Annotated in this window: 28 protein-coding genes; 8 read left to right on the forward strand and 20 right to left on the reverse strand. The window is 32.6% G+C overall.

The genetic code is table 11. The features are described 5' to 3' along the window. Positions 1 to 23: 23 nt before the first annotated feature. Both F5ESL0228_RS04330 and rpsU read right to left on the reverse strand, forming a co-directional pair. A complete protein-coding gene (locus F5ESL0228_RS04330) occupies positions 24 to 467 on the reverse strand; it encodes a GatB/YqeY domain-containing protein (RefSeq protein ID WP_122018245.1) in 444 nt (147 codons plus the stop codon). A gap of 133 nt (positions 468 to 600) precedes the next feature. Further along, a complete protein-coding gene (gene rpsU / locus F5ESL0228_RS04335; RefSeq protein WP_046306945.1) occupies positions 601 to 777 on the reverse strand; it encodes a 30S ribosomal protein S21 in 177 nt (58 codons plus the stop codon). Between the two features lie 200 nt (positions 778 to 977). Between rpsU and F5ESL0228_RS04340 the strand changes: the two genes are divergently transcribed. Both F5ESL0228_RS04340 and msrA read left to right on the forward strand, forming a co-directional pair. Beyond that, the gene (locus F5ESL0228_RS04340) at positions 978 to 1,805 is read left to right on the forward strand and encodes a pyruvate, water dikinase regulatory protein (protein WP_122018246.1); all 828 of its coding nucleotides are present in this window, start codon (positions 978 to 980) and stop codon (positions 1,803 to 1,805) included. Positions 1,806 to 1,874: 69 nt separating this feature from the next. Continuing rightward, positions 1,875 to 2,417: a peptide-methionine (S)-S-oxide reductase MsrA gene (gene msrA, locus F5ESL0228_RS04345; protein WP_122018247.1), complete on the forward strand. Its 543-nt coding sequence runs from the start codon at positions 1,875 to 1,877 to the stop codon at positions 2,415 to 2,417. A 224-nt stretch (positions 2,418 to 2,641) separates the two neighbouring features. Here msrA and F5ESL0228_RS04350 read toward each other — a convergent pair whose 3' ends face one another. The 4 genes from F5ESL0228_RS04350 to F5ESL0228_RS04365 form a co-directional block, all read right to left on the reverse strand. Then, the gene (locus F5ESL0228_RS04350) at positions 2,642 to 2,830 is read right to left on the reverse strand and encodes a type II toxin-antitoxin system Phd/YefM family antitoxin (RefSeq protein ID WP_158592482.1); all 189 of its coding nucleotides are present in this window, start codon (positions 2,828 to 2,830) and stop codon (positions 2,642 to 2,644) included. 252 nt (positions 2,831 to 3,082) lie between these two features. After that, positions 3,083 to 3,871 (reverse strand): hypothetical protein, encoded by a 789-nt coding sequence (locus F5ESL0228_RS04355; RefSeq protein ID WP_122018249.1) that lies wholly within the window; start codon positions 3,869 to 3,871, stop codon positions 3,083 to 3,085. A gap of 15 nt (positions 3,872 to 3,886) precedes the next feature. Continuing rightward, on the reverse strand, positions 3,887 to 4,435 hold the full coding sequence (locus F5ESL0228_RS04360; protein WP_122022974.1) for a hypothetical protein: 549 nt from the start codon (positions 4,433 to 4,435) through the stop codon (positions 3,887 to 3,889). Beyond that, positions 4,425 to 5,060, reverse strand: a complete 636-nt coding sequence (locus F5ESL0228_RS04365; protein ID WP_122022975.1) for an ATP-binding cassette domain-containing protein — start codon at positions 5,058 to 5,060, stop codon at positions 4,425 to 4,427. Before F5ESL0228_RS04365 ends, F5ESL0228_RS04360 begins: the two co-directional genes overlap by 11 nt. Positions 5,061 to 6,017: 957 nt before the next feature. Here F5ESL0228_RS04365 and F5ESL0228_RS04380 point away from each other — a divergent pair. From F5ESL0228_RS04380 to F5ESL0228_RS04390, 3 genes are all read left to right on the forward strand, one after another. Beyond that, positions 6,018 to 6,896 carry a YitT family protein gene (locus F5ESL0228_RS04380; RefSeq protein WP_122018253.1) on the forward strand — a complete coding sequence of 293 codons (879 nt, stop codon included), beginning with the start codon at positions 6,018 to 6,020 and terminating at the stop codon, positions 6,894 to 6,896. A 402-nt stretch (positions 6,897 to 7,298) separates the two neighbouring features. Then, positions 7,299 to 7,445, forward strand: a complete 147-nt coding sequence (locus F5ESL0228_RS08305) for a hypothetical protein (RefSeq protein ID WP_158592483.1) — start codon at positions 7,299 to 7,301, stop codon at positions 7,443 to 7,445. Positions 7,446 to 8,677: 1,232 nt separating this feature from the next. Further along, positions 8,678 to 9,037, forward strand: coding sequence for a hypothetical protein (locus F5ESL0228_RS04390; RefSeq protein ID WP_122018254.1), 360 nt, complete (start codon positions 8,678 to 8,680; stop codon positions 9,035 to 9,037). Between the two features lie 188 nt (positions 9,038 to 9,225). On the opposite strand, the gene lanKC is transcribed toward F5ESL0228_RS04390, so the two are convergent. The 6 genes from lanKC to msrB all read right to left on the reverse strand — a co-directional run bounded on the left by lanKC (position 9,226) and on the right by msrB (position 15,690). After that, positions 9,226 to 11,823 carry a class III lanthionine synthetase LanKC gene (gene lanKC / locus F5ESL0228_RS04395; protein ID WP_122022978.1) on the reverse strand — a complete coding sequence of 866 codons (2,598 nt, stop codon included), beginning with the start codon at positions 11,821 to 11,823 and terminating at the stop codon, positions 9,226 to 9,228. A 21-nt stretch (positions 11,824 to 11,844) separates the two neighbouring features. Further along, positions 11,845 to 13,569, reverse strand: a complete 1,725-nt coding sequence (locus tag F5ESL0228_RS04400; protein ID WP_122018256.1) for an ABC transporter ATP-binding protein — start codon at positions 13,567 to 13,569, stop codon at positions 11,845 to 11,847. A 73-nt stretch (positions 13,570 to 13,642) separates the two neighbouring features. Continuing rightward, positions 13,643 to 13,771, reverse strand: a complete 129-nt coding sequence (locus tag F5ESL0228_RS08545) for a hypothetical protein (RefSeq protein ID WP_255409433.1) — start codon at positions 13,769 to 13,771, stop codon at positions 13,643 to 13,645. Between the two features lie 252 nt (positions 13,772 to 14,023). Next, the gene (locus F5ESL0228_RS04405; RefSeq protein ID WP_158592484.1) at positions 14,024 to 14,362 is read right to left on the reverse strand and encodes an N-6 DNA methylase; all 339 of its coding nucleotides are present in this window, start codon (positions 14,360 to 14,362) and stop codon (positions 14,024 to 14,026) included. A 533-nt stretch (positions 14,363 to 14,895) separates the two neighbouring features. Continuing rightward, positions 14,896 to 14,994 (reverse strand): type I restriction-modification system subunit M N-terminal domain-containing protein, encoded by a 99-nt coding sequence (locus F5ESL0228_RS08620; protein WP_122018258.1) that lies wholly within the window; start codon positions 14,992 to 14,994, stop codon positions 14,896 to 14,898. Between the two features lie 264 nt (positions 14,995 to 15,258). Beyond that, entirely contained in the window at positions 15,259 to 15,690 is a 432-nt protein-coding gene (gene msrB, locus F5ESL0228_RS04415) for a peptide-methionine (R)-S-oxide reductase MsrB (protein WP_199713315.1), read from the reverse strand. Between the two features lie 147 nt (positions 15,691 to 15,837). On the opposite strand from msrB, the gene F5ESL0228_RS04420 reads away from it, so the two are divergent. Both F5ESL0228_RS04420 and tpx read left to right on the forward strand, forming a co-directional pair. Next, entirely contained in the window at positions 15,838 to 17,034 is a 1,197-nt protein-coding gene (locus tag F5ESL0228_RS04420; protein ID WP_122022979.1) for an aminotransferase class I/II-fold pyridoxal phosphate-dependent enzyme, read from the forward strand. Between the two features lie 86 nt (positions 17,035 to 17,120). Next, entirely contained in the window at positions 17,121 to 17,615 is a 495-nt protein-coding gene (tpx, locus tag F5ESL0228_RS04425; RefSeq protein ID WP_122018260.1) for a thiol peroxidase, read from the forward strand. 76 nt (positions 17,616 to 17,691) lie between these two features. On the opposite strand, the gene F5ESL0228_RS04430 is transcribed toward tpx, so the two are convergent. From F5ESL0228_RS04430 to prmA, 8 genes are all read right to left on the reverse strand, one after another. After that, complete coding sequence (locus tag F5ESL0228_RS04430; RefSeq protein ID WP_122022980.1) at positions 17,692 to 17,973, reverse strand: SLAP domain-containing protein; 282 nt, start codon at positions 17,971 to 17,973, stop codon at positions 17,692 to 17,694. A gap of 36 nt (positions 17,974 to 18,009) precedes the next feature. Further along, on the reverse strand, positions 18,010 to 18,510 hold the full coding sequence (locus F5ESL0228_RS04435; RefSeq protein ID WP_122022981.1) for an NUDIX hydrolase: 501 nt from the start codon (positions 18,508 to 18,510) through the stop codon (positions 18,010 to 18,012). Positions 18,511 to 18,618: 108 nt separating this feature from the next. Further along, on the reverse strand, positions 18,619 to 20,466 hold the full coding sequence (gene aspS / locus F5ESL0228_RS04440; RefSeq protein WP_122022982.1) for an aspartate--tRNA ligase: 1,848 nt from the start codon (positions 20,464 to 20,466) through the stop codon (positions 18,619 to 18,621). Positions 20,467 to 20,470: 4 nt separating this feature from the next. Continuing rightward, positions 20,471 to 21,757 (reverse strand): histidine--tRNA ligase, encoded by a 1,287-nt coding sequence (hisS, locus tag F5ESL0228_RS04445; protein ID WP_122018264.1) that lies wholly within the window; start codon positions 21,755 to 21,757, stop codon positions 20,471 to 20,473. Between the two features lie 274 nt (positions 21,758 to 22,031). Next, positions 22,032 to 22,469: a D-aminoacyl-tRNA deacylase gene (gene dtd / locus F5ESL0228_RS04450; protein ID WP_122022983.1), complete on the reverse strand. Its 438-nt coding sequence runs from the start codon at positions 22,467 to 22,469 to the stop codon at positions 22,032 to 22,034. Continuing rightward, complete coding sequence (locus tag F5ESL0228_RS04455) at positions 22,469 to 24,709, reverse strand: bifunctional (p)ppGpp synthetase/guanosine-3',5'-bis(diphosphate) 3'-pyrophosphohydrolase (RefSeq protein WP_122022984.1); 2,241 nt, start codon at positions 24,707 to 24,709, stop codon at positions 22,469 to 22,471. The genes dtd and F5ESL0228_RS04455 overlap by 1 nt, the downstream gene beginning before the upstream one ends. 14 nt (positions 24,710 to 24,723) lie before the next feature. Further along, the gene (locus F5ESL0228_RS04460; protein ID WP_122018267.1) at positions 24,724 to 25,077 is read right to left on the reverse strand and encodes a hypothetical protein; all 354 of its coding nucleotides are present in this window, start codon (positions 25,075 to 25,077) and stop codon (positions 24,724 to 24,726) included. Between the two features lie 41 nt (positions 25,078 to 25,118). Further along, entirely contained in the window at positions 25,119 to 26,063 is a 945-nt protein-coding gene (gene prmA / locus F5ESL0228_RS04465) for a 50S ribosomal protein L11 methyltransferase (RefSeq protein ID WP_122022985.1), read from the reverse strand. A gap of 62 nt (positions 26,064 to 26,125) precedes the next feature. On the opposite strand from prmA, the gene ybaK reads away from it, so the two are divergent. Further along, entirely contained in the window at positions 26,126 to 26,626 is a 501-nt protein-coding gene (ybaK, locus tag F5ESL0228_RS04470) for a Cys-tRNA(Pro) deacylase (protein WP_122022986.1), read from the forward strand. The last annotated feature ends 86 nt before the right edge of the window (positions 26,627 to 26,712 follow it).

The raw sequence follows: 26,712 nt of genomic DNA on the forward strand, positions 1-26,712 counted from the left end.
ATTAACTATACTCCTTTTCTCGTCTAGCTCAATTGAGCTTTGACCGCATTAGCAGCCATTTTACCATCAGCTCTACCTTTAATTTTCGGCATTATGACTTTCATTACCTTGCCAAAATCAGCTTTGTTACTAGCATGCACTTCATCAATTGATTCTTTAACGATTTTTTGTAGCTCTTGCTCAGAAAGCTGCTCGGGTAAATAACTTTCAATAATTCTTAACTCCGAACGAGTTTCATCAACTAAATCATCACGCTTTGCCTTCTCAAATTCTGCAATTGATTCCTCACGTTGTTTTTTTTCACGATTTAGAATAGTTAATTCTTCGTCTGGTGTTAGCTCATGACCAACTTCTATTTTTTCATTCATTAAAGCAGCTTTGATCATCCGAACAGTATTTAACTTAACTTTGTCACGCGACTTCATTGCAGTTTTCATATCAGTCATAATTTGTTCTGCTAAACTCAACTTAATTACCTCTTTCTAAACAATGTCTACTTAGATTATAGCAAATCTTTAGTTCAGTATAAAACAAATAAAAGATTATTTAACATAAAAAAACAACTTTAATCAAGGGATCAAAGTTGTTTTTTATTATTAATTAATAATGCTTACGTTTACGAGCTGCTTCAGATTTAAGCTTTCTACGTACACTTGGCTTTTCATAAAATTCGCGTTTACGGTATTCTTGTAAAGTACCACTTCTAGAAACGGAACGTTTGAAACGACGAAGAGCATCATCAATAGACTCGTTTTCGTGAACGACTGTCTTTGCCATATGTGATCCCTCCTTCCATTTCTTGACGTTACCGTCATGCATTTATTTAAATTATATCAAACCATTGTAATCGGTCAATACAAACATGCAATATTTTTTAAAATTATTTTTCATCATCGCAGTTTAACTTTAATTAATTTATACTAAATATGTTAAAGATTTCAGTTAAATTGTATAATTTAAGTAAAAAGGAGTTCAATATGGTTGAAGAAGCATCCAAAAAAGAAGTTAATATCGTAATTATTTCTGATTCTGCTGGTGATACAGCTTTTAATAATGCTGTAGCTGCAACTGCTCAATTTCCAGATATTAAGTTTAATTACAGACGTTATCCATTCATTTATACAATGGATAAGTTGAAGGAGACTTTTAATGAAATAGAAAGCTTTCCTAATCTTGTGTTAATTTATAGTTTAGTCAAAGCTGAGATGCAGTTAGCAGTAATTCGCTTTGTTAGAGAGCATCAGATTGCAAGTCATGATATTTTATCACCTGCCATGGAGGTAATTCAGAAAGTTACGGGTGTTAGACCAACCGAAAAAATTGGTGCGCAACATAAAATGAATCAAAAATACTTTGACAGAATTTCAGCTATGGAATTTGCAGTAATGTATGATGACGGAAAAGATCCTAAAGGATTTTTGGAAGCTGATGTTGTTTTACTTGGGGTTTCTAGAACTTCTAAAACACCGTTATCTCTTTTCTTGGCTAATAAGAACTTAAAAGTAGCTAATCTTCCTCTAGTTCCTGATACTCATATTCCAAAGGAAATTTATCAAATTGACTCCAAAAAAATTATTGGTTTAACTAATGATTTATCAGTTTTAAATGAAATAAGACGGCAAAGAATGATTTCCTATGGGCTTAATCCTGATACCGCTTATTCAAACACTGATGCAATAAAAAAAGAACTAGATTCTGCTCAGAAATTATATGATCAACTTGGTTGCTTCGTCATTAATGTGGCAAATCGCTCAATCGAAGAAACGGCAGCTCTAATTATGAATCATCTAGGGATTGAAGAATAACAAACAGGAATTGTCTTATTAGTATCTGTTTGTGGTTAAATAAGAACTAGGAAGAAAGAGGTTCTAACAATGGTTGATAAAGAAACAAACTCAAATTATCAAACAGCTATTTTTGCTGGTGGATGTTTTTGGTGCATGGTAAAGCCATTTGACACCCTGCCGGGTGTTAAACGGGTTATTTCAGGTTACACTGGTGGACATGTAGTTAACCCCACATACGAACAAGTTGCAAGTGGTACTACCGGTCATACAGAAGCTGTTGAAATCACTTATGATCCAAAGTTAATGTCATATGAAAAGCTACTGGACTATTATTGGCAAGTAACCGATCCAACCGATGCATCGGGACAATTCCAAGATCGAGGTGATAATTACCGTCCGGTAATTTATTATAATTCTCCCCAACAAAAAGTAGCTGCAGAAAAATCAAAGCATGACCTTCAAGCAAGTGGTAAATTTGCTGAACCAATCGTAACAAAGATCGAGCCGGCAACCGCTTTTTATCCTGCTGAAGAATATCATCAGAATTTTTACAAAAAAAATCCTGGTCGTTATGCTTTAGAAGAGTCTGGTGGCCGTGAAGCTTTCATTGAAAAAAACTGGAAAAAGTAATCCTTTAGCCAAATAGAAAGAACGCAATCTACATTTTTGATATTTTGCGTTCTTTTTTGCTTTTTTAAATATATAACTAGCTATTAAGCTAGGTCTTGAGTGGTTATTTATTAGTGGCCAAATCTTTCATCAATGATTGCAGCTGTTTCTGCTTCACTAATCATATTTCCTTTAATTGCTGCTGACAACCAAACATGTTCAATTCTAATATTTTTTCTAATTGCTTAATTTCCAATGCTGATAAAAAAACGGAATGAATCCATGATATTATCATAATCTCGTTTTGATAATAAAACGGCATCATTTTCAGTATCATCACGATTAGTAACTAACAATGCAGTAGAATCTTCGTTAACTTCAAGGATATAGTGTTTAAAATTTCTCCTAAACTCAGTATAAGAAACAGCTTCCATATGTTGTGCCTCCATTTCTATACATTGAATACTTAAAAAGACATATAAGTAAGCGGAACCTTAAACTATTTCTTAAAAGTCTTATTTATCTTGTACTTAACTTTTTCTTTCTTTGTTGCTAAAAAAAGCATTACTTTGTAGTAATGTATTTTTATTTTTACTGTTCGTAAAAATAGCGTTATTAATAATTAGCTACGATTTATAATTGATAAACAATGCTAGTACCAAAATTAGCTACTAACTTTCCTTTTTCTAGCTAGTTAACCTCTTTTCATCTATTAAGAACATTACAGTGCAGTAAATTATCATTATTAAAGTTACGCTAATTGTAACCCCTAAACTAACATTACTTGGTGCTGATTCACGTAAAAAGTCAATCGGTGAATAACTAACAAAGTCTGGTAAATAAAAAACACTATTCAATAAGAAAATTAATATTTGCAATATTAAGCCTGAACACACCGCAACAAACTGATTTTTAATCCAAATAGATGTTGACGTAACTTGCATCGCAAATAATCCACCCCAAAAAGATGCAAAACAAATGGCAATAAGTGCATGGACAAACGGATGAGAATAATAAAGGGCAACAAACATTGTATTAAATGAAGCAACCCTGATATTATAATTTATTAAATTATCCGGTTTAATATTGGGAACAATCATAAACCATGCCAAAAAGTTAATAATTAAAGGGATGGCGATGACAATTGCTCCCATGCAAAAAGCTAAACCAGCATAACTACATATAACTTTTCTAATTGGTCTTTGTAATTTAATCTTAAATAGCAAACCGCTGTTTAAATCTTCTTTTAATAAGATGGAAGCTGGTAAACTGGCAATTAATGGCAATAATAGATAGAAAATTTTGGGAAAAATGGTAAATGGATCTATCCCTAACCATCGAGTATATGGCGAATCTTCTGGATATACGGATAATATAAGGTTTAAAGGTAAGAACTGTAATAAATTAATTATTATTCCAATAATTATGGCCCAAAAAAGCCAACGTTTATTCATTCGTGACCATAAGAATTTCATATTGTACTCCTTTTTTTATTCCAACAACAATGAATATTTAAGATAATAGCTTTTATCCGGAACCAAAAAACTAAAGCGAAGTTTTTGCTCTCGCTTTTTATATAAAGATCTAGGAACCGTGAAATAGACAATGTATTTTCTATTGGTATTAATGAAATGAGGATTTCTTACTATTTTTAAAATTATTGAATGATTAGAACTATCTAAAATTTGGGACGGAGCATTATTGTTTACATAGGGAACGTTAAGAAACATATTACATGAAAAATCAGTATCTTTAGTCCATTTACCATAATATATTCCATAATAAGCTGGTCCCGTTTGCTGAAGCAATAGTTGGATTTTGACCTTTACTTCCGTCTTACTTTTAACAAGCTTAGTGCTATTAACAACAAAATTAACATTCGGTGCATAAACTAATTCGTGTCGTTTAAAAAATCTTTCTTCTTTTATTCCTCTTAGTTGCGGACGAGCATTGACCTGTTGGTAACGCTTATAACCAATAAATGTAGATATTAAGCAAAAGAATAAAATTAGAGAATAAAGTATTCTTTTATTTTTCATAAGTTATTGTGCCTTCTTCTACATTCAAACGACTTGTAGCAACTTGGTCAATAAATTGAAGGTCATGTGAAGCAATGATAAATGTAGTTCCCCGTTGGTTACAAGACTTTATCAAATCGACTAACTTAAGAATACTTTTTTGATCTAATGCGTTTGTAGGTTCATCTAGTATGATTAACGGGTATTCACCAAGAAACGCTTGTGCAATTCCTAACTTTTGTTTCATTCCTAGAGAAAATTTTTTGACCTTTTGCTTAGGAAATCTGTTGAGATCAAAATATTGAAGCGAGTCATTTATTTGTCCTATTGGAATGCTAGGATCCAATTTAATTAGTAATCCTAAATTTTTATAAGCAGTAAAATCTTCAATTAAACTTGGCTTTTCTATTAAAATACCTGCTTTAACAGGAAATGGCTTATTAGGTAGCACCTGTTGCTGATTTACTATGACGGAGCCTGTTACTTTAATTAGACCGAGAAGAGCTTTTAAAATTAAAGTTTTACCGGATCCATTAATGCCCTCAAGAACCGTAATGCTATTTTGATGAATATTGGCATTGATATCATGTAAAAGTGGCTGCTTTTTAATTACTTTGCCTACTTGCTTTAATTCAATAAAACTCATTTATTTTCTCCTTAAAGTTAAATTTGGGTAATAAATAAACTTCGTGCGATTATTAAAAATCTTTCTGCTTAATACCTATTTTCAACAATTTATAAAAAAGACCGATTAGAATAGTTACAATTATTATTCTTAGAAAAATATCTTTACCTGTATTAGGTACAACAAAGTCATAAAACAATGATATTTGTTGAGAGTCCTGTAGTCCTTTCGATAAGCAACTAATACCTAAACAAATAAAGAACGCCATAATTTTATTTTGTAAATAAAAATAAAAAATTGCAGCAATTATAGCAAAAGCCAAACAACTAAGCCACATAAAAATGCTGCGGATAAGCAGCGAAAACCAGATTTCTTTTAGAAGTATACGATATTTTCCTAGCAGGATAACCATTAGGTTAACAATCATCCAGCTAGTCTCCATTAACAAATAAGGAAATAATATTCGGTAAAGAGTTTGAAAAAAATCACGTTTCTAGTTTGGCATCTTAAAATATCTCCATTTTTAAAATTGAAAGTTGTTAAAATAATCATTATTAAAAAAGGAACAAGACAAAATGCCATCTGGTCAGTTGACAAAACTGCAAGCATTAAACTGTCAACAGAGAATTTAGAAAATTTTAGCTTTTGATATGTAACAAGACCTACCAAGACAGCAATTAAACAGGTCAAAAAATAATTTTTATAATATTTTTGACTAAGTTGATATTCATGTTTTATTACATTAGAAATCATTTATATTTTCCCCAAATACTATAAATCGCTTACAATGTCAAAATACAATATAGCAAATTACTCTTTATCTAGCAAATGCGTCAATGAATCCAGCTTTTTTAAGTAATAAATTTATATCTAAATAAATACCTTACTAATAGGATTTTTCTATTGGGTTTAAGCTACTCTTTTGTTACACTGAATTAAGTTTATTAATTATATTTTAGCAAAAAGGATAAGGAATAAATGGATCGACTTGATAGTTTTAACAGAAGATATAGTCTACTTTCAAAAATTTCTGCGGCATTTTTCTATTCCATTGCTGTTGCTGTAGCTTTAAATTTCTTTTGGGCTCCGGGGCACATGTATTCATCTGGAATAACTGGGTTTGCGCAACTAGTCAACACTTTGAGCGAACGATATTTGCCTTATACATTAACTACTTCAACGATGTATTTCGCCCTAAATGTGCCGTTACTTTTGCTTGCTTGGTTTAAGATTGGCCATAAGTTTACATTATTCACGATTATAACTGTTATTTTGGGGTCAATTATGATGCATGTTTTACAACCGGTAAATATGCATGTTGACCCATTAATTTGTGCGATCTTTGGTGGAATGATTAATGGTCTGGGAACCGGGTTTGCCTTAAAAAACGGAATTTCAACTGGAGGCCTTGACATTATTGGTATTGTCATTCAGAAAAAGACAGGTACTAGTTACGGTAAGATTAGTATTTTGATAAATCTTGTAATTATTGCAGCTGCTGGTTTTGTCTTTGGTTGGAATCGTGCACTGTATTCAGCCTTGACAATTTTTATTAATGGTCGAGTAATTGACGCTGTTTATACCCAACATCAAAAATTACAAGTGACGATTGTAACTGATCAACCCAATGCAATTATTGATGGTATTCAGAAAAAAATGCACCGAGGCATTACCATCTTTCATGATGTTGAGGGAGCATTTAGTCATAGCGAAAAAAAGGTTCTAATTACGGTGATTGACCGTTACGATATGTATGATGTTTTACAAATAGTCAAAAAGAGTGATCCGTATGCATTTATGAGTGTAACAGAAGTTGAACGCGTCTACGGTAGTTTTAAGGAACAAGAAATAGTTTAAAATGATTTCTTAATTGATATCATATGGGAAAAGCTAAACTTTTTAGACCAAAAATATAGATCAAGAATTTCTTTTTAGAGATGCTTGATCTATTTTTTCCTATTTTACTTTGAAGAGTGGCTTTGACTTTAGTCTTAAAAATTGTCAGCTGGGATTATATTGAACCTACCTTTGACGCCCGCACTTAGTTTTGGATAGTTCGATTAGTTTATCTGTTATTTGTTTCTCATATATACCTACATAAATAAGCGATTACATCATTACTTTTATAATTATACTAATAAAACTAAAACAAAAAAATTACTTATTGGTAAATTTTAAAAGCGCTTTAATGCTTAATATAAATTTGGTTTTTAAAACTATATAGTCACAAAATTTTATATATTTTAACGGAGGGAAATTATGGCAATTACAACATTATCTGATAAAGATCTAGTAACTGTCGTTGGTGGCAAAAATAACTGGGTAGACAACGCACTTGGACTTGGCCTTGGTGCAATTTGGTTGGACTGCTATAACCGGCTTAACAGGTTGATTCAGTCATACTAATCATCATAAAAAATAATTAAAAATTTGGCGAACAACTTATCAATTACAGCGAGATTAATAAAACTGAACTTTCTTCAATCATTGGAAGAAATAAATGAGGAGATGCATTCAACAATGCATTAGGAGCTGGTGGGGTTGCCGCTGGAGTGGCATGCCTTACGCTTGAATCACATAAAAAGCATAAGCGTTAATTAAAATATAGACGAAACCAAGGAATATCCTGTGTATTTCTTACTTTTTATTAAATTTGAAAGAACTTCATACAAAACGGGATAAAACTATGTTTAAAACTAAATTAACAACAAAAAAATTGAGACTTATTAGTTTTCTTCAAGTTATAATAAGTTTTATTGGTTTTATTACACTAGATTCAAATATAAAATTTACATTTATATTAAGTTTTATGTTTTTTCAATCGCTATCTGGATAACTTCTTTTCGTAAATCAGTTGCTCTAATTAATTTCTTTAAAACAAAAAATCATTTTAATTTAAATATTTTTTAGGTATGCTCTTTCTTTTATTTGGAATTCTGCAATTCATTAATAATAAAGAATTATTTTCCTTGCTACTTACAATTGATATTGGCTTGAGTTTTATGATTTTATACCTTAATTTCAATAACTATATAAAAATTAGGAGGGTCCTTAACATGAAAAAGTAATTAAATGTTTAATAATTAGTGCTTCCTCTTTACTTTTAGCACTTTCTATCTTTCCCTCAAATTAAGTCTCTAAGGATATAAATGATATAAATTATGAAAATAAACTTGATAAAGCAGTACTTAAATATTCTTATAAGCATTATTGATTAACTTTAGGCTACATTGGCTATCTTTTAAGTGATAAAACTTAAAAATATTTATATATATTTGTTTTTGGAAGTTTAGCAGCAATTTATTTAGCTAAAGCTTTTGCAAAACATTTAAAAAGATTAGAAACTAGATTTAAAAAAAACAATGTAAAAGCTTTTCGTTTATTTTGCCTAACATATTCAATCTTTGCATTATGGACATTTCTTTCAGTAAAGAGTGTATTATTTATCACTCTTTTTTTATTAATTTTTGTTTAAGTTTTATTTCAATAATATTTATAGATTTATTTAAAACCGTATAATTACATTGCTATTCTTTAGATGTCTAGCTCAATGTATATTGTTAATGAATGCTGTAAGAGCAAATCGAAGCATATATACTTCTTTATTCATTAAATTATTAAACGGAGTAGAAATTAATATGTTTGAAAATAAATTATCTAATAAGTTGGCTTTTTTTCTTTGTGGTTTGATGCAAATATTTATAGGAATAATATTTCTATTTATTGAAAGCAAGAAGTATCATTTCGTATATTTTATAATTTTTATTTTATGTGCAATTTTATTTTTCTTTGCTTCCTTTTCTCCTAAGATATCTTTTAAAAAGAATGCAAAAAAAGGTGAAATGACTGCTATAGACATTGGAGATCAAATTTTAGGAATGATTTCCTGTCTTTTTGGATTAATTACAATAATTATAATAAAAGATCCTTATTCCGGTTTACTCGCAATAGATTTTGGATTCTGTTTATTAATCCTACCTCCACTTAAGAAAGAATGATAAAATTCAAAATATGATGATTGGCTATACTCTTTAAAGTAGATCAACTTGAACAATTATATAAGCCTTACCTGAATAGCGGTACAAAGTATAGTGAAAATATTGATATGGGAATATCAAACCTACCATTTAGAGCATTGAAGTGTCTAGTTTTTTCCCTGATACTTTTAGCTATATTAATTAAAAAATCACTTACTTCTTAGAAGCGGTAGCCAAGCATTCCATGTATGTTGTTTAATATCTGTTAAAAGTAGCAGTAACCCACTGCTTCCAGTAGTCAAATCTAGGGAACACTTAAAGCCAAATCTTCCAGGGACCATTACCCCACCGTTTTGAGCAACTAAGTAATTATTAAGTAAATTGTACTTTTTATTTAAAGTTTCCTTATTATTGGTACAAATAGCAAAGGCATTATCTAAAATTAGTAAACTAAAAAAGCCATCGAATAATCCAGCAAAAAAAGTTACAAAAACATCATTTTTCTTTAATATTTTTAACAAAATTTCTAATTCTTTTTTAGTAAAAACTTTCGGATCATCTTGTAAAAATTCTATCATTAATAAAGCTAAACCAGCACTACCATGATTGACATACGGTATTAAACGTTCATATGAGTATGAATTATCCTTAATAAATGCACCATCGCTTGTAAGCAGTAATGAATTTTTAATTACTAACTGGTAAATTTTTAAAGCTTCTTGCTTGTATTGCTTTGTGTCTGTAGCAATACTTAATTTCCATAAAAATAATGCTGCACCCAACCAACCAGTAATTAATCCACTATCAGTTTTTTCAGTATAGTGTTCACGCTTAATAATTTCTATGATTTGTTGAGCAATCGCAATTGCATTTTGTAAGTAAATAGTTTTTTTAGTTTGGACATAATAGCATAAAAAAGCAAGTCCAACTCCTGCTAAGCCAGAATAAATTGAAATATCATTACCTAACTTAAATATATCAGTAGTTTGTATCTTTTCCATTATATTACAACTAATTTTAGCATAGCCTTGTTCCCATAAAACGGTTGCAATACCACTTAGACCAGTAAATAATCCAATATCTGTTGTTGGCGCAGCTAACAACTTTTTTAAATTTGGTAATTGTTGTTCAATCCAAATATTAATTTTTTGCTTATTTTTCTGATTTAAAGTTTGTGATCTGTTTAAAGCCATTATAGCCCCAAAAGCGCCATTGGCTATGGAATAATAACTAATTTCAGAACTATATTGCGGAATATCACCATAAATTAATCCTTTAAAGTTAAAGTTCAAGTTATCAATGATTCCCTTAGCTACTTCTGCAATATTTTGATTTAGCTGACTCAGTGAAAACGATGTAGACGGTACTGCTAGATTTTTGTGATAATACTGCGGGTGGCGTAAGTCAGAATTAAAATTCAAATTTAATTGTTTTTTTAAATTATGCAAAAATTCTACAATTTGATTGCCAAATTCATTGCTAATATTCTTATCTTGCACCGCCTCTAATTCAGGAGCCCAATCAAAGCCAGTTGCTGTTGGCAAAATCATATAACGTGCAATTTTGTATAACGCAATTCTATCATCTTCTTCATAAGTCTTCGCATTAAAATCTGAATAGCCTGGCGTTGCCAGACCTGGATTGTACGCAGCTGAAGTTTTTTGAGCATTTTCAAAATCAATTAACTTTAACTTATCTGTATCCAGTATGACTATATTATCCGGTTGTAAATCGCCAACTGCGATTCCCTTTTGGTGAATTTGGTTAATTGTATTTAAAAGTGCCGTAATAATTTTGACCATCTTCGTAAGATATTCATTTTTCTTTTGTTCATTTGCGGTAAAGGGATATTGGCTATCAATAAAATCAGCTAGAGTATCTCCTTGAAGATATTCTTCAACTAAATACATATGTTTCCATGCCTTAAAACTTTCATAAACATTGACAACTGTTGGTATATCAGCTAGTTGTTTTAATATCTTATACTCGTGTTTAATACGATTAAAACCATCATTCCCATTAGCATCTAAGCCCGCAAAAGAACGACCTTCTTTTAGAACCCATTCTTTCCCCTTGGAAACTGCATGATAAACTCCACCAGCATTGCTATAGTGTAAAGAAAAATCAACATTATAATTCATTAGTTTTTTGAATTCATTTTGATCATAATGTTGCACATTATTTTTCAATTGTTCAGGTTCTACAATAAAATCAGGCTGATAATAATATGGTAACCGTTTATCTTCAACTAAGTTATGTTTATTATCAATAATGGCATAAACTTCTTTACCTGCAATCACCGTTTTCATTGCCTTAAAGGCACCATAACGGTAAAAGACATGACTATCTTGCCACTCTTTATCACTTAATATATATGGCCCCTCTAAAAAATCTTGCGTAATTTCTGCTAATGCAGTAAGAAGTTGTACAAACTCAGTAGTATTTACGGGATAAACTGTAATAAACTTTCCCGACTCTGTTCGGTCACCATATTTGGAATTACTTAAAAGCATTGCATCTACTGTATTAATAAATTTATAACTAACTTTTTTATTGTTTAAGTACTGGCTTACTGTCAATAATAGTTTTTGTGCATCATTAATATTAGCAGTTAGATGAATTTTCCAGCCTTGTTGGGGCAATTTATGATCAAATAAAATATAATGCCAATAGTTATCAGTTGATTCTTGAAAGCTAGTTTTAGGCTTTATGAATTTAAATTTATTTTGGATTTTATTATTCGGATAATAAAAAAGTGAACGCTCGTTTTTAATAAATTCCAGATATTCATTACCAGTTAAGTCCATCTGTATGTTCTCTCCTTTTAATTATTTTTCAACTGCCAATATTTCTTCATTAACAAATTGTTTATATTTAGGAACCAATTGCATTAGCTCTTGATGCGTACCACTGCCGGTAATTTGATGATTATCTAAAAAATAAATTTTGTCTGCATCAACAATTGTCGATAAGCGATGCGCAATAACAATTAGAGTTGTCTGGTGATTGGCTACCAACTTATTCAAAGTATTAGTAATAATTTTTTCCGAATTGGGATCCAAGTTAGAAGTTGCTTCATCTAGAATTAAAAAATGGGCTTGGCGCAAGTATGCGCGAGCAATCTGTAGTCTCTGCCTTTGCCCACCCGATAAACCGATTCCTTGTTCACCAACCAAAGTTTGTAAACCATTAGGCATTTTTTGTACATCTTCTAATAAATTAGCTTTATCTAGGGCTACCCAAATTTCACTTTCTTCAGGAATAGCTGTCAGCCCAAAAGTTAGATTTAGATAAATTGACCCTGAAATAATGGTGTTTTCTTGAGTTACTACGGCAAATAAATTACGCCAAGTATTTAAATCATAATTAGTAGCATTTACTGAATTTAATAGGAGCTGTCCTTCATTCAATTCATACAACCTAGTTAATAAATTAATAATTGTTGTTTTACCAGCACCAGAGGGACCAACTATTGCTATTTTTTGGCCACTATTAAAACTTAAAGAAATATTTTGTAAAACCGGTTCCTTTTGATATGAAAAAGAGGCATTTTTCAACGTTAAACAACTATTCTTAGCAAACAATATTTGAGAATTAACTTGATAAACATTTTTTTCTCCTGGTGTATTCAAAATCTTATTTAATTCCAAAGTAGCTCCTTTAGCTTGCTTGTAACTGGTATAAAAATTACCCAACATATTAATTGGCTCAATTACCTGAAAGAGATAAATTAAAAAGGATACTAAGGTGCCAATACTCAAACTAGCCTGTTGTACACGAATACCACCATATATAATAATTAAAAGAATAATTCCTAAAGTAAAAACTGTTTGAATGGGACCTACAATTGAAAATATGAGATCAGTTTTATTTGAAACTTTAAATAATTCAACTACTATCTGCTTAAAATTTAACAAGACTGGGCGATAAGCATTATTCAGCTTAATACTGCGGATATTATATATGTTTTCTGTACTTTGACCAGAAAGTTCGCTTAATTTATTCTGGGTAGTGAGCGACAATTTTTCACTAATTTTTCCAATTGGATATGCAATTAAGATAATTAGTGAAAAAGATAAGACAATAAATACCGTCAATTGCCAATCTAAATGAAATAAAACGATGAATGATCCTAGCACTGTAATTAAACTATTAATGGTGGCTGGAATACTACTAGTCATGAAGCTTTGAACTACTTCAGCATCATTAATTAAATGACTAGAAAGCTGTCCGCTTTTTTTATTAGCAAAAAAGCTCATAGGCAAAGTAAGTAACTTTTGCTCAATTTCCATTCTGACTTCAGCAATTTTTAAATTTCCGGCCACACTAATTAGATATTGGCAAAAAGCACTAATAATCGCACTGAAAATAATGGTTAGTACGATTAAGGTAACTAAATGAAAATTTAAATGTGCGATTATTTGCGTTTTACCATCAATAAATCGCCGTACTATTAAAGGTATCAAAACCTCAATAAAGGTACCTAAAATTCCTAAAATTATTCCTAAAATGAACTGCCAAGAAATTGAATATAACTTTATTTTATTATCCATAAATCTCACATTCTTTTTAATTAATAAAAGGCATATCTTGTGTTAGAGATATGCCTTTTATTAATTTGTTTGCTTAAAATATACCAAAGAAAGTATGCCCGCAAATTAGCGACTTTCGTTTTTCGTTATTGTATTTATTATGTTTTTGATGCTTGATCTTCTTCTTTTGTAAGCCAAAAATATGTCGCATTAATGAATCCATATAATCGCTCCCTCTCATTCGTATAATAGCATATTTATAAAAAAACTCAATATTTTTTATCATTATTTAATACTTACACTCGTTTATATGCTTACTGCTTTATAGAAATTAACTAGTCTCTTTTAATTTCTAAGTCTTTAGCAATTTTAACTTCTAATATAGCGTTTTCTTCGATGGGAGTTAAATGAGCATATTTTGATAAGTCTACACGTTTTTGAAAGGAAAAACGAATCGCCATAGTTCATTTTTTGTTTAAATAATAAAAAATCCCTGTAAAACGAAAGCAAAACCAGCCTTAGAGCTAATTTGCCATACATAATTGTGAAAACGGGGATCCGTTAACTTATTTTGGTTATTATTCCAAGATTGAGGCTCTGGTGGATTAGTCACAACCGCATCAAAGGTACGTGGATAATCAATTTCCTTAGTATTTGGTTCGGATGGCCAATCACTTTCAAGCGCATCAGTGTTGAACAATGTCGTATTAGTAAATAAAACATGATGCAACATTAGATTCATTCTAGCTAAATTGTAAGCGGTTGAATCTGATTCTTGTCCATACAGCTTAACAATTCCTGTTTGGTGCGTCATTTGTACCGCTAACCAAATTGAACCTGTCCTACAGATAAGGATCATATACTGTGAAAGATTGTGTTGCTTTAGGTAAAACTGATGTCACTATTTAGCTATTAATTTTGAAATTTCATGTGGTGTGTAAAACGCATCCCCCTCTTACCTGCTTCATCTTGATAATCAATACTATCAACTAATTTGACACTCTTCGCTAAAGACTTCGCTCGCTCATTAGCTGATGACTCCAGTTATGAGTTGTCTAAGTTAAGCCCATTAAAGATGCCCTTGAAGTATTGACCTGCTGCTTTTATATAGCGCAGCATTCTTATCAAAATTAGCAAAAATAGTTTGATCGACATTTAGATTTGCTTGGCCATTGTCAATTTTATTTACTAATCACTTCCAAGTGTCAAGTGATGCAATTGTATTACCAAGACTTGAAAAGATATCCTTAAGATAACCATTTAATTCAATATGCATGCTTGTTCTAGGTAAGCATCATTAATAGCTTGGTTTTTCTTAACATTTATAGCACTACTGCTAACAAGATACTATTCTTGCTGTTCGGATAAGTAACGATAACATATGAAAGCCAAAATATAATTTTTATATTTAGTTGTATCCATATTAGTTCGGAAGTTATTGGTCATCTTCCATAACTAGGAACTAACTGTCTGTAATTTTGTCATTATTCTTCCCTTCTCACGTACACATTTATCGCAATAATACTTTTTGCTTTTGAAGATGGACTTATTTCTATTGACTCATACTAATTAGCTTATCAGGCTTTTAAAAAATGTTAAATTAAGGGAGGTAATAATAATTTTTACTTATTAATAAAATCAAAATAAAAAAGCTATCTAATTTATTAAAGAAATCGATTGGCTTTTTATACTTTACATAATTATTATTATTTAAAAAAGTTTACGATATTCGCCATATCCTTCTTTTTCTAATTGATCAAAAGGAATAAATTTTAAAGCCGACGAATTAATACAATAGCGTAACCCTCCTTGATCTTGTGGTCCATCAGTAAAAACGTGACCTAAGTGCGAATCAGCCTCTGGGCTTTTGACCTCAGTTCGTTCCATACCATGTGATTGGTCACGATGATACACTAATTTTTGAATAGGCTTACTAAAACTAGGCCAACCGCAACCAGCATCATACTTATCTTCGCTGGAAAATAAGGGTTCACCAGAAACTACATCAACATAAATGCCTTTTTGATAAAAGTCATCATACTTTCCTTTAAAAGGAAAATCAGTAGCTGCATGTTGAGTAGTTTCAAATTGTTCTTTTGTTAAATCCTTAAGTCGTTCTTGTTTTTTATTTTCATCCATCATAATCACCATCCTAAGCTAACTATAACAAACTTATTTAAACTACAGTAAAATAGTGCTTAGTAAATTAATATTAATTTAAATTCTCGAAAAGGTTGCTCTGCGGTATAATGAACGTTGTATCAAAATCTTAGAAAGGTTCTTTTTATTATGCCGATTTTAGCAAATAATCTAGCTGGAACAATTAACACAAGAATTAAAAAATTACCTAAATCCGAAATTCGCTCATTTAACAACCAAATCTCCCAAATTCCGGATATTGTTAAGTTAACTGTCGGGGAACCCGATCTAAATACGCCTGATCATATTAAACAGGCAGCTATTAACGATATTAACAAAGACGATTCGCATTACGCCCCTGAAGCCGGCAAAACTGAATATTTAAACGCTGTAAGTTCATACTTGCAAAAAAGCCTCAAAGTTTTTTATGATCCACAAAATGAAATTTGTGCAACTGTTGGTGTTTCTGAAGCATTAAATGTTTCTTTTATGGCAATCTTGAATCCGGGCGATAAAGTCATTGTCCCCACTCCTGTTTGGGGCGTTTACTTTGGAATTATTGAAATGGCAGGTGGTATTGCGGTTCAAGTAGATACCTCTGAAGATAACTTCATTTTGACAGCTGAGCACCTATCTAAGGTAATGGAAAATGAGGGTAAAGGTGCTAAAGCAATTATTTTAACTGACCCTTCAAACCCTACTGGGCGTGTCTATAATAAAAATGAACTTGAAAAATTAGCACAAGTAATTGTTAACTATAACTTATATGCTTTAAGTGATGAAATTTATGCAGAACTAATTTATTCTCAAAAGAAACATTATTCTCTTACTCAGATTATTCCTGAACGAACAATTTTATTGTCGGGATTATCTAAAAATTTTGCAATGACGGGGTGGCGCATTGGTTATATTGCTGGTCCAAAAGAAATTATGCAAACAATTATCAAAATTAACTCATTCATGATTACTTCAGTAACCGATAATGTTCAAATTGGTGCCGCGGAAGCAATGGCTCATGGTGAAGAAGATTACATAGAAGCAAGGAAAATTTATGAAAAGCGCTTGCATATTATTCAAACAGGCTTGGAAAAAAATGGCTTTACAATGGCTACACCTGAGGGTGCCTTCTATATTTTTGCTAAAATTCCTGCTAAATTTGGTTGTGATGATGTTGCCTTTGCAAAAGATTTAGCTACTAAAGCAAAAGTTGGTGTAATTCCGGGAAGCTATTTTGGACAAGGTGGACAAGGGTTTGTAAGATTATCTTATGCTTCTTCGGAACAAAATCTTTTAACTGCCGTTCAACGTATAACCGATTATGTTAATGAGCATCTTACATGTAATTAAGGTGCTTATTGTTTGGGAATATCTAATTATTAGTCTAGACTAATAATTAGATAAAAAGCATGTTATTTATCAGAGAAAGGATAAAAATGCAAATTACAAGAAATAATACCCCATTAGCAACTAACGGACAACCACCTTTAGTTGGGACAACTCTTCCAGATTTTCAGGTTGAACGAGCAGATAAAACTAACGCCACTTCTTTTGATCTGATTACTAAACCAACTTTAATCAGTGTAGTGCCTAATATTAATACAAGCGTATGTAGTATTTCAACTAAACACTTTAATAGCGAAGTTGATACATATGAGGGAATCAATTTTTATACTATTTCTACTAACACATTAGATGACCAAAAAAATTGGTGTGCTGCTGAAGGTGTCGAAAAGATGGAACTTTTGTCAGATAACCAGCGGGATTTTGGTAAAAAGATGGGTCTGTACATTGAAGAAATGGACGTTGATTCAAGAAGTATTTGGATAGTTGATGTCAATAAGAAAATTCTTTATCAAGAATTAGTTCATGAAATGACCGATGAGCCAAATTATGACGCAGCTTTAGAATTTTTAGATGGTCTAAAATAAAAAAATTAAATAAACAAAAAAGAACTTCGACGGTATCTAACTTTCGAAGTTCTTTTTGTTATCTGATTTAAATTTTTTACTTAAAATTTCTTACTTTGACGTATTGTTTCTTCGGTCCACCAATGCGGTAATATAACTTACCGTTTTTAAATTGATAAGGTGCACCATATGTTCGAATATATCTGCCCTTACGTAGCAAGCGATGATTAGCACGCTTGCTGCCAGTTTGATAAACATAAGCATTATGCTTTAACTTGCGCAAGGTGCCATCAATGTTAGCTGCAAGCACGTATTGGTTATCAGCTAATTTATAAGCTAAAACGCCATCAGTTAAGCGCACGGTTTCAGGATAAACCATGATGTTTTCATATGAGTGAAACTTCGAATTACCAACTTAGAAAGCTGGTTTATCTAATACTTTCCAACTTTTAAATATTTGGTCATCTAGATTAAAAGTTAAAGGATTAAGCAAAAACTCTTTAGCTTTCAGGACCAATGGAGACGAATTATTAATATCTAAACAAGCTAGAGGTACTAAAATGGCTCCAAGTGAATCTTGACCAACAAATTGTTCTACCTGTCTAGCAATTTTACCAGTTACCTTCTTTATTTCATAAAAAACACAGATATGCTGATTATATTGCCACTGTTGATAATTCCAAGGATATTTAAAGGAAGTAACCCCTATCTGGTGATATGTTAAGGCCATTAAGCCTGTTTCCTCTTTTACTTCACGTAAAACTGCGTGGTTAAGGCTTTCACCATCCTCTAAACTCCCACCCGGTAAATCATAACGATTAGTGTATGGGCCACCATGCTTTTTAATGACAACAAGTTCGGACTGATTTCCAATTATTCCATAACAGCCAAAGGCGTAATGATATTTTTTAAGCATTGTTTTGTTTCCAATCTTTTATTAAACACATTATAAAAATAAGCCACAAAACTAGAAGATTACATCAAGCAGTCAGTTTTGCGGCTTATTTTTCTTTAAATTTATCTATTAATTTTCATCCCAAGAAGTATTTTTAACAGCAGTTTCTTCTGCTTGCTGCTTAAGAGTTGTTTCAATTTTAGCTACACTTTCGTGATACTGTGCTTCAACTTCAATCCCCAAATCAGCTAATTGCTGCTCAGCAACTGGGGCTGGTGCGTGCATCATTGGCTCCGAGGCACTTGCATTCTTAGGAAAAGCCAAGACATCACGAATATTATCTTTTTCTGCTAATAGCATAGCAAAACGATCAAGCCCAATTGCTAGCCCAGCATGTGGCGGAAATCCCATATCCAAAGCATCAAGAAGATAGCCAAATTGTTCATAAGCACGCTTCTTAGTGAAACCGAGAGCCTTAAGCATTTTTTCCTGAATTGAGCGTTGATGAATTCGAATTGAACCACCGCCCAATTCATCACCATTCATTACAATATCGTAACTGCGTGCATGAGCCTTGTGGGGATCCGTATCAAGCAGTTTAATTCCCTCATCATCAGGCATTGTGAATGGGTGATGTGCAGCAATCCATCTGCCAAAACCTTCATCATATTCAAATAAAGGCCAATCAACGACCCAAATGAAATTAAACACGTGTTTAGGAATAATATTTGTTTCTTTTGCAAATTCACGCCGCAAGTGATCTAAGGAATCACAGCAAACTTTCCATTTATCAGCCACAAAGACCAATAATTCACCACCTTCAAGATTAAATTCTTTAGATAAAGCGGCTTGATTCTCTTCAGTTAAAAAGCGTGCCACCGGCCCACTAAATTCACCATCTTCAAATTTTACCCATGCAAGGCCTTTTGCGTGATAGCGCTTAATATAATCTTGCTTCTTCTCAATTTGCTTACGTGAATATGATTGAGCAGCATTTTTAACCGCAATGCCTTTGACAAAGCCGCCAGCTGCAATTGCTTTAGAAAAGACTTTAAAGTCACTGTCTTTAAAAATTGAATTCAAATCATGAATACACATACCATATCGAACATCTGGCTTATCGGTTCCATACTTATTCATTGAATCTGTCCAAGAGATCCGATCAATTGGGGTTTTTAGGTTGATGCCCATGACGTCTTTCATGATTTTCTTTAACAAGCCTTCGGTATATTCTTGAACTTGTTCTTCATCTGTAAATGAAGTTTCCATATCAATTTGCGTGAATTCGGGTTGCCGATCTCCACGTAAATCTTCATCTCGGAAACATCTTGCTAACTGATAATATTTATCAAATCCAGCTCCCATTAATAATTGTTTGAAAAGTTGGGGCGATTGTGGCAATGCGTAGAAACTTCCCGGATAAATTCTAGAAGGAACAAGATAATCACGAGCACCTTCAGGTGAAGATTTTCCTAAAATTGGCGTTTCAATATCAATAAATCCATTTTCATCGAAGTATTCATGAGTAGCGCGCAAAATTTTGGAACGCAAAATAATTGCCTTTTGCAAACTTGGACGGCGCAAGTCAAGGTAACGGTACTTTAATCTTGTTTGTTCACCAATTTCGGCACTATCCTTGATTTCAAATGGCGGATTTTGGGATTTATTTAAGATATTAATTGCGCTAGCATTAACTTCAATTTCACCAGTTTTCATATCTGGATTGACGCTTGCTCGTTTGACAACTTTTCCTTTAACTTGAATAACATATTCATTACCTAATTGCGCTGCAATAGCCATTAGTTCTTCGCCTGAACTGTGGTTAATAACAACTTGAACTATCCCTGCGCGATCACGCAAATCAATAAAAATAAGGTTCCCTAAATTCCGGATGCGTTGAACCCATCCATACAAATTAACACTTTGTCCAAGATAGTCAGCAGTGATATTACCACAATAGTTTGTTCTTTTTTCCATTTTCTTAATCCTTCAATTTTTCAATAACTGAATTCATGTTATCAACAGCGGATAATTCTAAATCGAGTGTCTTACCATCAGCTAAACGTTTAATATTCAATACACCATTAGCAAGTTCTTTTGCACCCAGAGTAATCACATATTTTGCATTTGAGCGGTCGGCTTTTTTAAACTGTGCCTTCAGTTTTTTCTGGTCTACATCGTATTGAACCTTGTAGCCTTGCTTGCGTAAGGTACGTGCAATTTCGACGGCTTTAATGTCAGTTCCTTCACCAATATTGGTAATGAAGAAATCAATTCCTTGATCAGCAAAGAGAGTCGGATTTTGCTTTTGTAAAACCAGCATTAACCGTTCTTCACCAATTCCAAAGCCGACAGCTGGTGTGTGCGGACCATCAAACTCTTCAACTAGGTTATCGTATCGTCCCCCGCCTAAAATGGTTGTTGCTGATTCCCATAAGCTCTTATCTTCAACCATAAATTCAAAAATTATTCCAGAATAGTAATCAAGCCCTCGAACTAAATCATTATCAATTACGTAGTTAATCTGAAGCTGATCGAGTATTTCGGTTATTTGATCAAAATTATTTTTGGCATCCGTGTCCAAATAATCAATTATCTTCGGTGCACCCGGAAGAAATTTTTTATCTTGCTCATCTTTTGAATCCAAAATTCGTAACGGATTTTTTTCAAGACGACGTTTAGAATCATCAGAAAGTTGGTCCTTAAGTGGCTGGAAGTAATTAACCAAGGCATCATGATAGTCTTGACGCACTTGTGCATTACCTAAAGTATTTATGTGCAACTCATAATTTTTAACGCCTAATTTTGCTAATAAATCATGTGCCAAAACAATTGTTTCAACATCAGCTAATGCATTATTAGAGCCAAAGCTTTCAATTCCAATTTGATGAAATTCTCTTTGACGCCCAGCCTGCGGACGTTCATAACGAAAAGTCGATTCAATATAATAAACATTAAACGGCTTAACCATTTCCGGAGCATATAACTTATCTTCAACATATGCTCGGACGACACCGGCGGTTCCTTCAGGACGCAAAGCAATGTGGCGTCCACCCTTATCGTTAAAGTCATACATTTCCTTTTCAACTACATCTGAAGTTTCTCCACTTGAACGTGAAAAAACTTCATAGTTTTCAAAGCTAGGTGTACGAATTTCCCGATAATTGGCTTGTTTGAAAAAATCACGTAAAATTTGTTCAACCTTTTCCCATGAGCCAGATTGTTCTGGCAAAATATCAACTGTTCCTTTGGGTCTTTGAACTTTCATTTAATCATCCTTTTTTAAAAATAAAAAGCGCTCTTGAATAAAATCAAGGGCGCTCTAGATTGGCACGGTACCACCTTTTACCTGCTGCGAATAACGCTCGCGAAACGAATATTATCTGGTAAAGGGGTCACAGTCAGTTTTTTATCCGTTCTTGCAGCTTCATAAACGGTCTCTAAAATAAAAATACTGATCTTCAATCTTTGTCATTGATAATTCTTGTTTTAGCTTATAGTTTTAAGGGCAAAAAGTCAATATCTTAGTTAAGTAATTGCTTTTATAAATCCAAAACAATGGTAAAAGGACCATCATTTTCTAAATCAACTTTCATATCTTCACCAAATTCTCCGGTTTCAACATGTAAACCTTGTTTTTCTAGTTCTTTATTAAATTCTTGCCAGAGTTCATCAGATTCTGGTGGTCGCATTGCTTGAATAAAGCTTGGACGGTTTCCCTTTTTGGTATCAGCAAGCAAAGTAAATTGACTAACACTTAAAATCTGTCCGCCTACATCTTTTATTGCTAAATTTGTTTTGCCATTTTCATCTTCAAAAATTCGCATTTTTGCAATTTTAGTTGCAGCCTTTTTTGTAACTTCTATATCATCACCGTTTTTAAGTCCGACTAATAATAACAGCCCACGCTCAATTTGTCCCACAGTTTGTCCAGCAATTTTTACATTTGCTCGATTTACTCTTTGAATTACAATTCGCATTAATTATCTGCTCTCCTTGTTTGATATACGTCTGGAATGTCTCTTAGTTTGGCTAAAATTCCCTCTAATTGTCCTGAATTGTTAACAGCTACCGTGGCATAAATATGGGCAATGTTTTCTTCATTAACTTTCCCAGAAAGATTATTAATATTTGAAGTAACCGAATTTAACTTATTGAGCACATCGCTTAACAATTGACTACGGTTATAGCCAAATATTTCAATTTCCGCATTGAATGTTTGAGTGCTACTCTCACCAACATTTTCCCATTCAACTTCAATTAATCTTCCCTGATTAGAGTCACTATTAACTATATTGCGACAATCTTTACGGTGAATTGTAACCCCTCGACCCTTAGTCACGTAACCAACAATCTCATCACCTGGAACCGGATTGCAACACTTGGCCAAATGCTGCATAAGATCACTAATTCCTTGAATCATGACACCATCTTTATGTTTGACTTTCATCGTAGATGAGTCATTTTTAACGCTTTTAGTATCAACTGTCGATTTTTGTCCCGAATTTAAGATTTCTTCTTCAAGCTGTTTCTGCTTTTTCTTCTCATCCTTGTGTCGCATATCAGCAGTTAGACGATTAACAATACTTACGGCAGATAAATCACCAAAGCCCACTGCTGCATACATTTCATCAGTTGTATGATAGTTCAATTGCTCAATAATCTTATCAAGGTGATCTTTATCCATAAACTCTTTAGGCGTCAAATCTTGTTCACGCAGTTGATTAATAATCATTTGTTCACCTTGCTCGATACTATGATCACGATCAAGATTTCGATAATAGCGTCTGATTTTATTACGCGCACGTGAAGTTTTGACCATATCGATCCAATCACGTGATGGCGAAGCATTAGATTGGGTCATAATCTCGATAACATCACCATTTTTAAGTTTATAGTCCAGTGGCACTAACTTTCCGTTAACTTTAGCACCTACTGCATGACTGCCAACCTGTGTATGAATTTCATAAGCAAAATCCAGTGTAACCGACCCCTTAGGTAGCTCATAGACTTCACCTTTAGGTGTAAAAGCATATACTCTGTCAGAAAAAATTTCACTTTTGACGCTTTTCATAAATTCGTCTGCATCTTGGGTTTCATCTTTTAATTCAAGAATTTCACGTACCATATCTAGTTTTTCATTAGAACTAGTTGGTGTTACTCCACTGAAATTTCCTTGTTTATATGCCCAATGAGCAGCAACACCGTATTCGGCAACCTCATGCATTTGCTTAGTGCGGATTTGAATTTCTAATGGACGTCCTCCTGGACCAATAATGGTTGTATGCAAAGATTGATACCCATTTACTTTTGGAACAGCAATATAATCCTTAAAGCGACCAGGCATCGGTTTCCACTTAGTATGAACTGCACCTAAGACAGCATAACAATCTTTAACTGTTGGAACAATTACCCTCACAGCGAGCAAGTCATAAATTTCATTGAAATCCTTATGTTTATCTACCATTTTTTTATAAATAGAGTAAATATGTTTTGGTCGCCCATGAATTTCATATTTAATTCCTAGACTTTCTAAACTTGCTTTTAAAGTATTTATTGCGTCATTGATATATCCTTCACGTTCACTGCGTTTAGCATCCATCAAATTAACAATCTGATAGTATGCCTTGGGGTTTAGATAGTGAAAACTCATGTCTTCAAGTTCCCACTTGATTGTTCCAATACCCAAGCGATCGGCTAAAGGAGCATAAATGTCCATTGTTTCAGAAGCAATTCGGCGTTGCTTATCTGGTCGCAAATGCTCTAATGTATGCATGTTATGCAAGCGATCAGCTAACTTAACCATAATTACTCTCAGATCTTTAGCCATAGCAATTAGCATTTTTCGGTGATTTTCGGCCAAAAATTCTTGGTGTGATTTATATTCGTATTTATTTAGCTTAGTAACACCATCAACAATAAAAGCAACATCTTTTCCAAAATTATTTTTGATATCCTCATTAGTCACTGGTGTATCTTCAACTGTATCATGTAAAAAACCAGCAGCAATCGTATCAGGATCAAGACTTAAGGTAGCTAGAGTTCCAGCTACCTGTGTTGGATGTACGATATAGGGCTGTCCAGAAGCACGCTTTTGATCATGATGAGCTTTAAACGCAAATTTATATGCTTTTTCGACAAAAGCCAATTGTTCATCGTCCATATATTTTTTGCAAGCTTCGATTACCTCATCATGTGTCATTTCTTTATATTTTGACATTTAAAACGCTCCTCTTAGTTATATATTTGTTGATCCATCAATCCGAAAATTTCAAAAATTAAATAAACTATTCCAAATAGTAAATTGTAATTTGCATATTTGATTAAAACAATCAGACAAAAGCACACTGGAAAAAATAGTAGCCAATAGCGCTTTAAATTAATTACTTTAATCAAATTACCAACATGATAGCTGACAATACTATTAAAAATAATAAACAAAATTCCAATTCGCCACACAGTTGAAATTCGTAATAAGCCAAAAACAAGTGGTAATATGTTAACGAAAATTGTCCACCAGACAATAGGCATTGAGCGATACTGATTCAACTTTCTTATAAATGGTATTTGTTTTAGTTTATTAATCAATTTTTTAAGTCCTTATTCAATTTAGTTTCATATTATACTCTTTAGTTGTCTTTTCGTTCAATAACTAATCCAACCCAACGCTTCTGTTTCATGGTTAATGTAATTTGAAACCCAAATTTATCCAGTGCCTCTTTAATCTTATCCAATTGCTGATAATCAATGCCTGAAAAAACAATTTGACCGCCCAGATTTAAATGACTATCTAATTGTGGAATTAACTCTAGCAAAATCTCTGCCAGAATATTAGCGACAATGATATCAAATTTGCCTACGATATCTTTTAATAGGCTTGCTTGTTTAATTTTAATATTTGGCAATTGATTTAAAGCAACGTTTTCTTTAGCTGCTGTAATAGCTTGACTAGAAATGTCCGTCGCTAAAACAGATTTGGCACCTAATAAAGACGCAGCAATGGCTAAAATTCCTGACCCAGTTCCAACATCAACAACTGATTTAGGAGCAACTAATGTTCGTTCAAGTCCCATTAGTGATAGTCTAGTAGTAATATGTCCACCTGTACCAAAAGCCAAACCCGGATCAAGCTTAATCAATTGCTGATCGGCAAATTGAGGTTCATAATTTTCCCATTCTGGGACAATTGCTAAATGTCGTGAAAAATTGATAACATGATAGAATTTTTGCCAAACTAAATTCCAATCCTTATCTTCTATATACGATGCGGCAACTTGAGCTTGACCAATTTTCAGGCCATAACCTTGAAGCTCAATTAATTTTTGCTGATAAGCATTAAGTAATTGTTTACGGTCAGCATGTTCATCATAATAAGCAAAGAATTGCATGTCTTGAGGTAAGTTTTCAATTTCATTAAGCTCAACTACTGTTGAATCTTTAAGCCAACCAGCTTGTTCAAAATCAGAACGCTTACGTACTTGTGTACCCAAGCAGTGTAAGACATCTTGGCTAAAAATATTGAGGGCATCTTCGACCTCATGACTTGTTTCTATCTTGATGATCAACACTTTCATTATTATAAAACTCCCTTTTTATTTCTTATTTATCAATGCTATCATTATAGAAGGTGATTATTATGGCAAAGAAAAAACATCAAATTGAAAAAACACTTGTAGAAAAAATACTTGACCAAAATAAAATTTCTTACCGGCAAACTGAATTTGCCACGCACGAAGATTCTGGTGGTGTGGCACAGATGGATACCTCTATTTTAAACGAGAATGAACATTTGGTCTACAAAACTCTGGTCTGTTATGGAAATAAAACGGGGATAGTTGTTGGTGTCATCCCCGTAACTGAACACTTAAATATGAAAAAGCTTGCCAAAAACTCGGGTAACAAAAAATGTGAGCTGCTTCCACTAAAAAATTTAGAAAAAACAACCGGATATGTTCATGGAGCAAATACCCCAATTGGCATTTATTTTAAACATCACTTTCCAATTTATCTTGATGAAAAAATGAAAGCTGAAGAAGAAATTGCTGTTTCCAGTGGTAAAGTTGGGCGGAGTGTCTTTTTAAAGCCAAGCGATTTACAGAAAATAACACATGGTATTTTTTGTGATCTGCTGGAGTAAATAGATCACCTTATTCTAGCTTTATATATTATAATATTTTAAAAGTTGAATAGAATTTAAATAACAAAAGAATTAAGGAACACAAA

The organism is Lactobacillus sp. ESL0228 (genome assembly GCF_003692825.1).
Taxonomy (GTDB): domain Bacteria; phylum Bacillota; class Bacilli; order Lactobacillales; family Lactobacillaceae; genus Lactobacillus.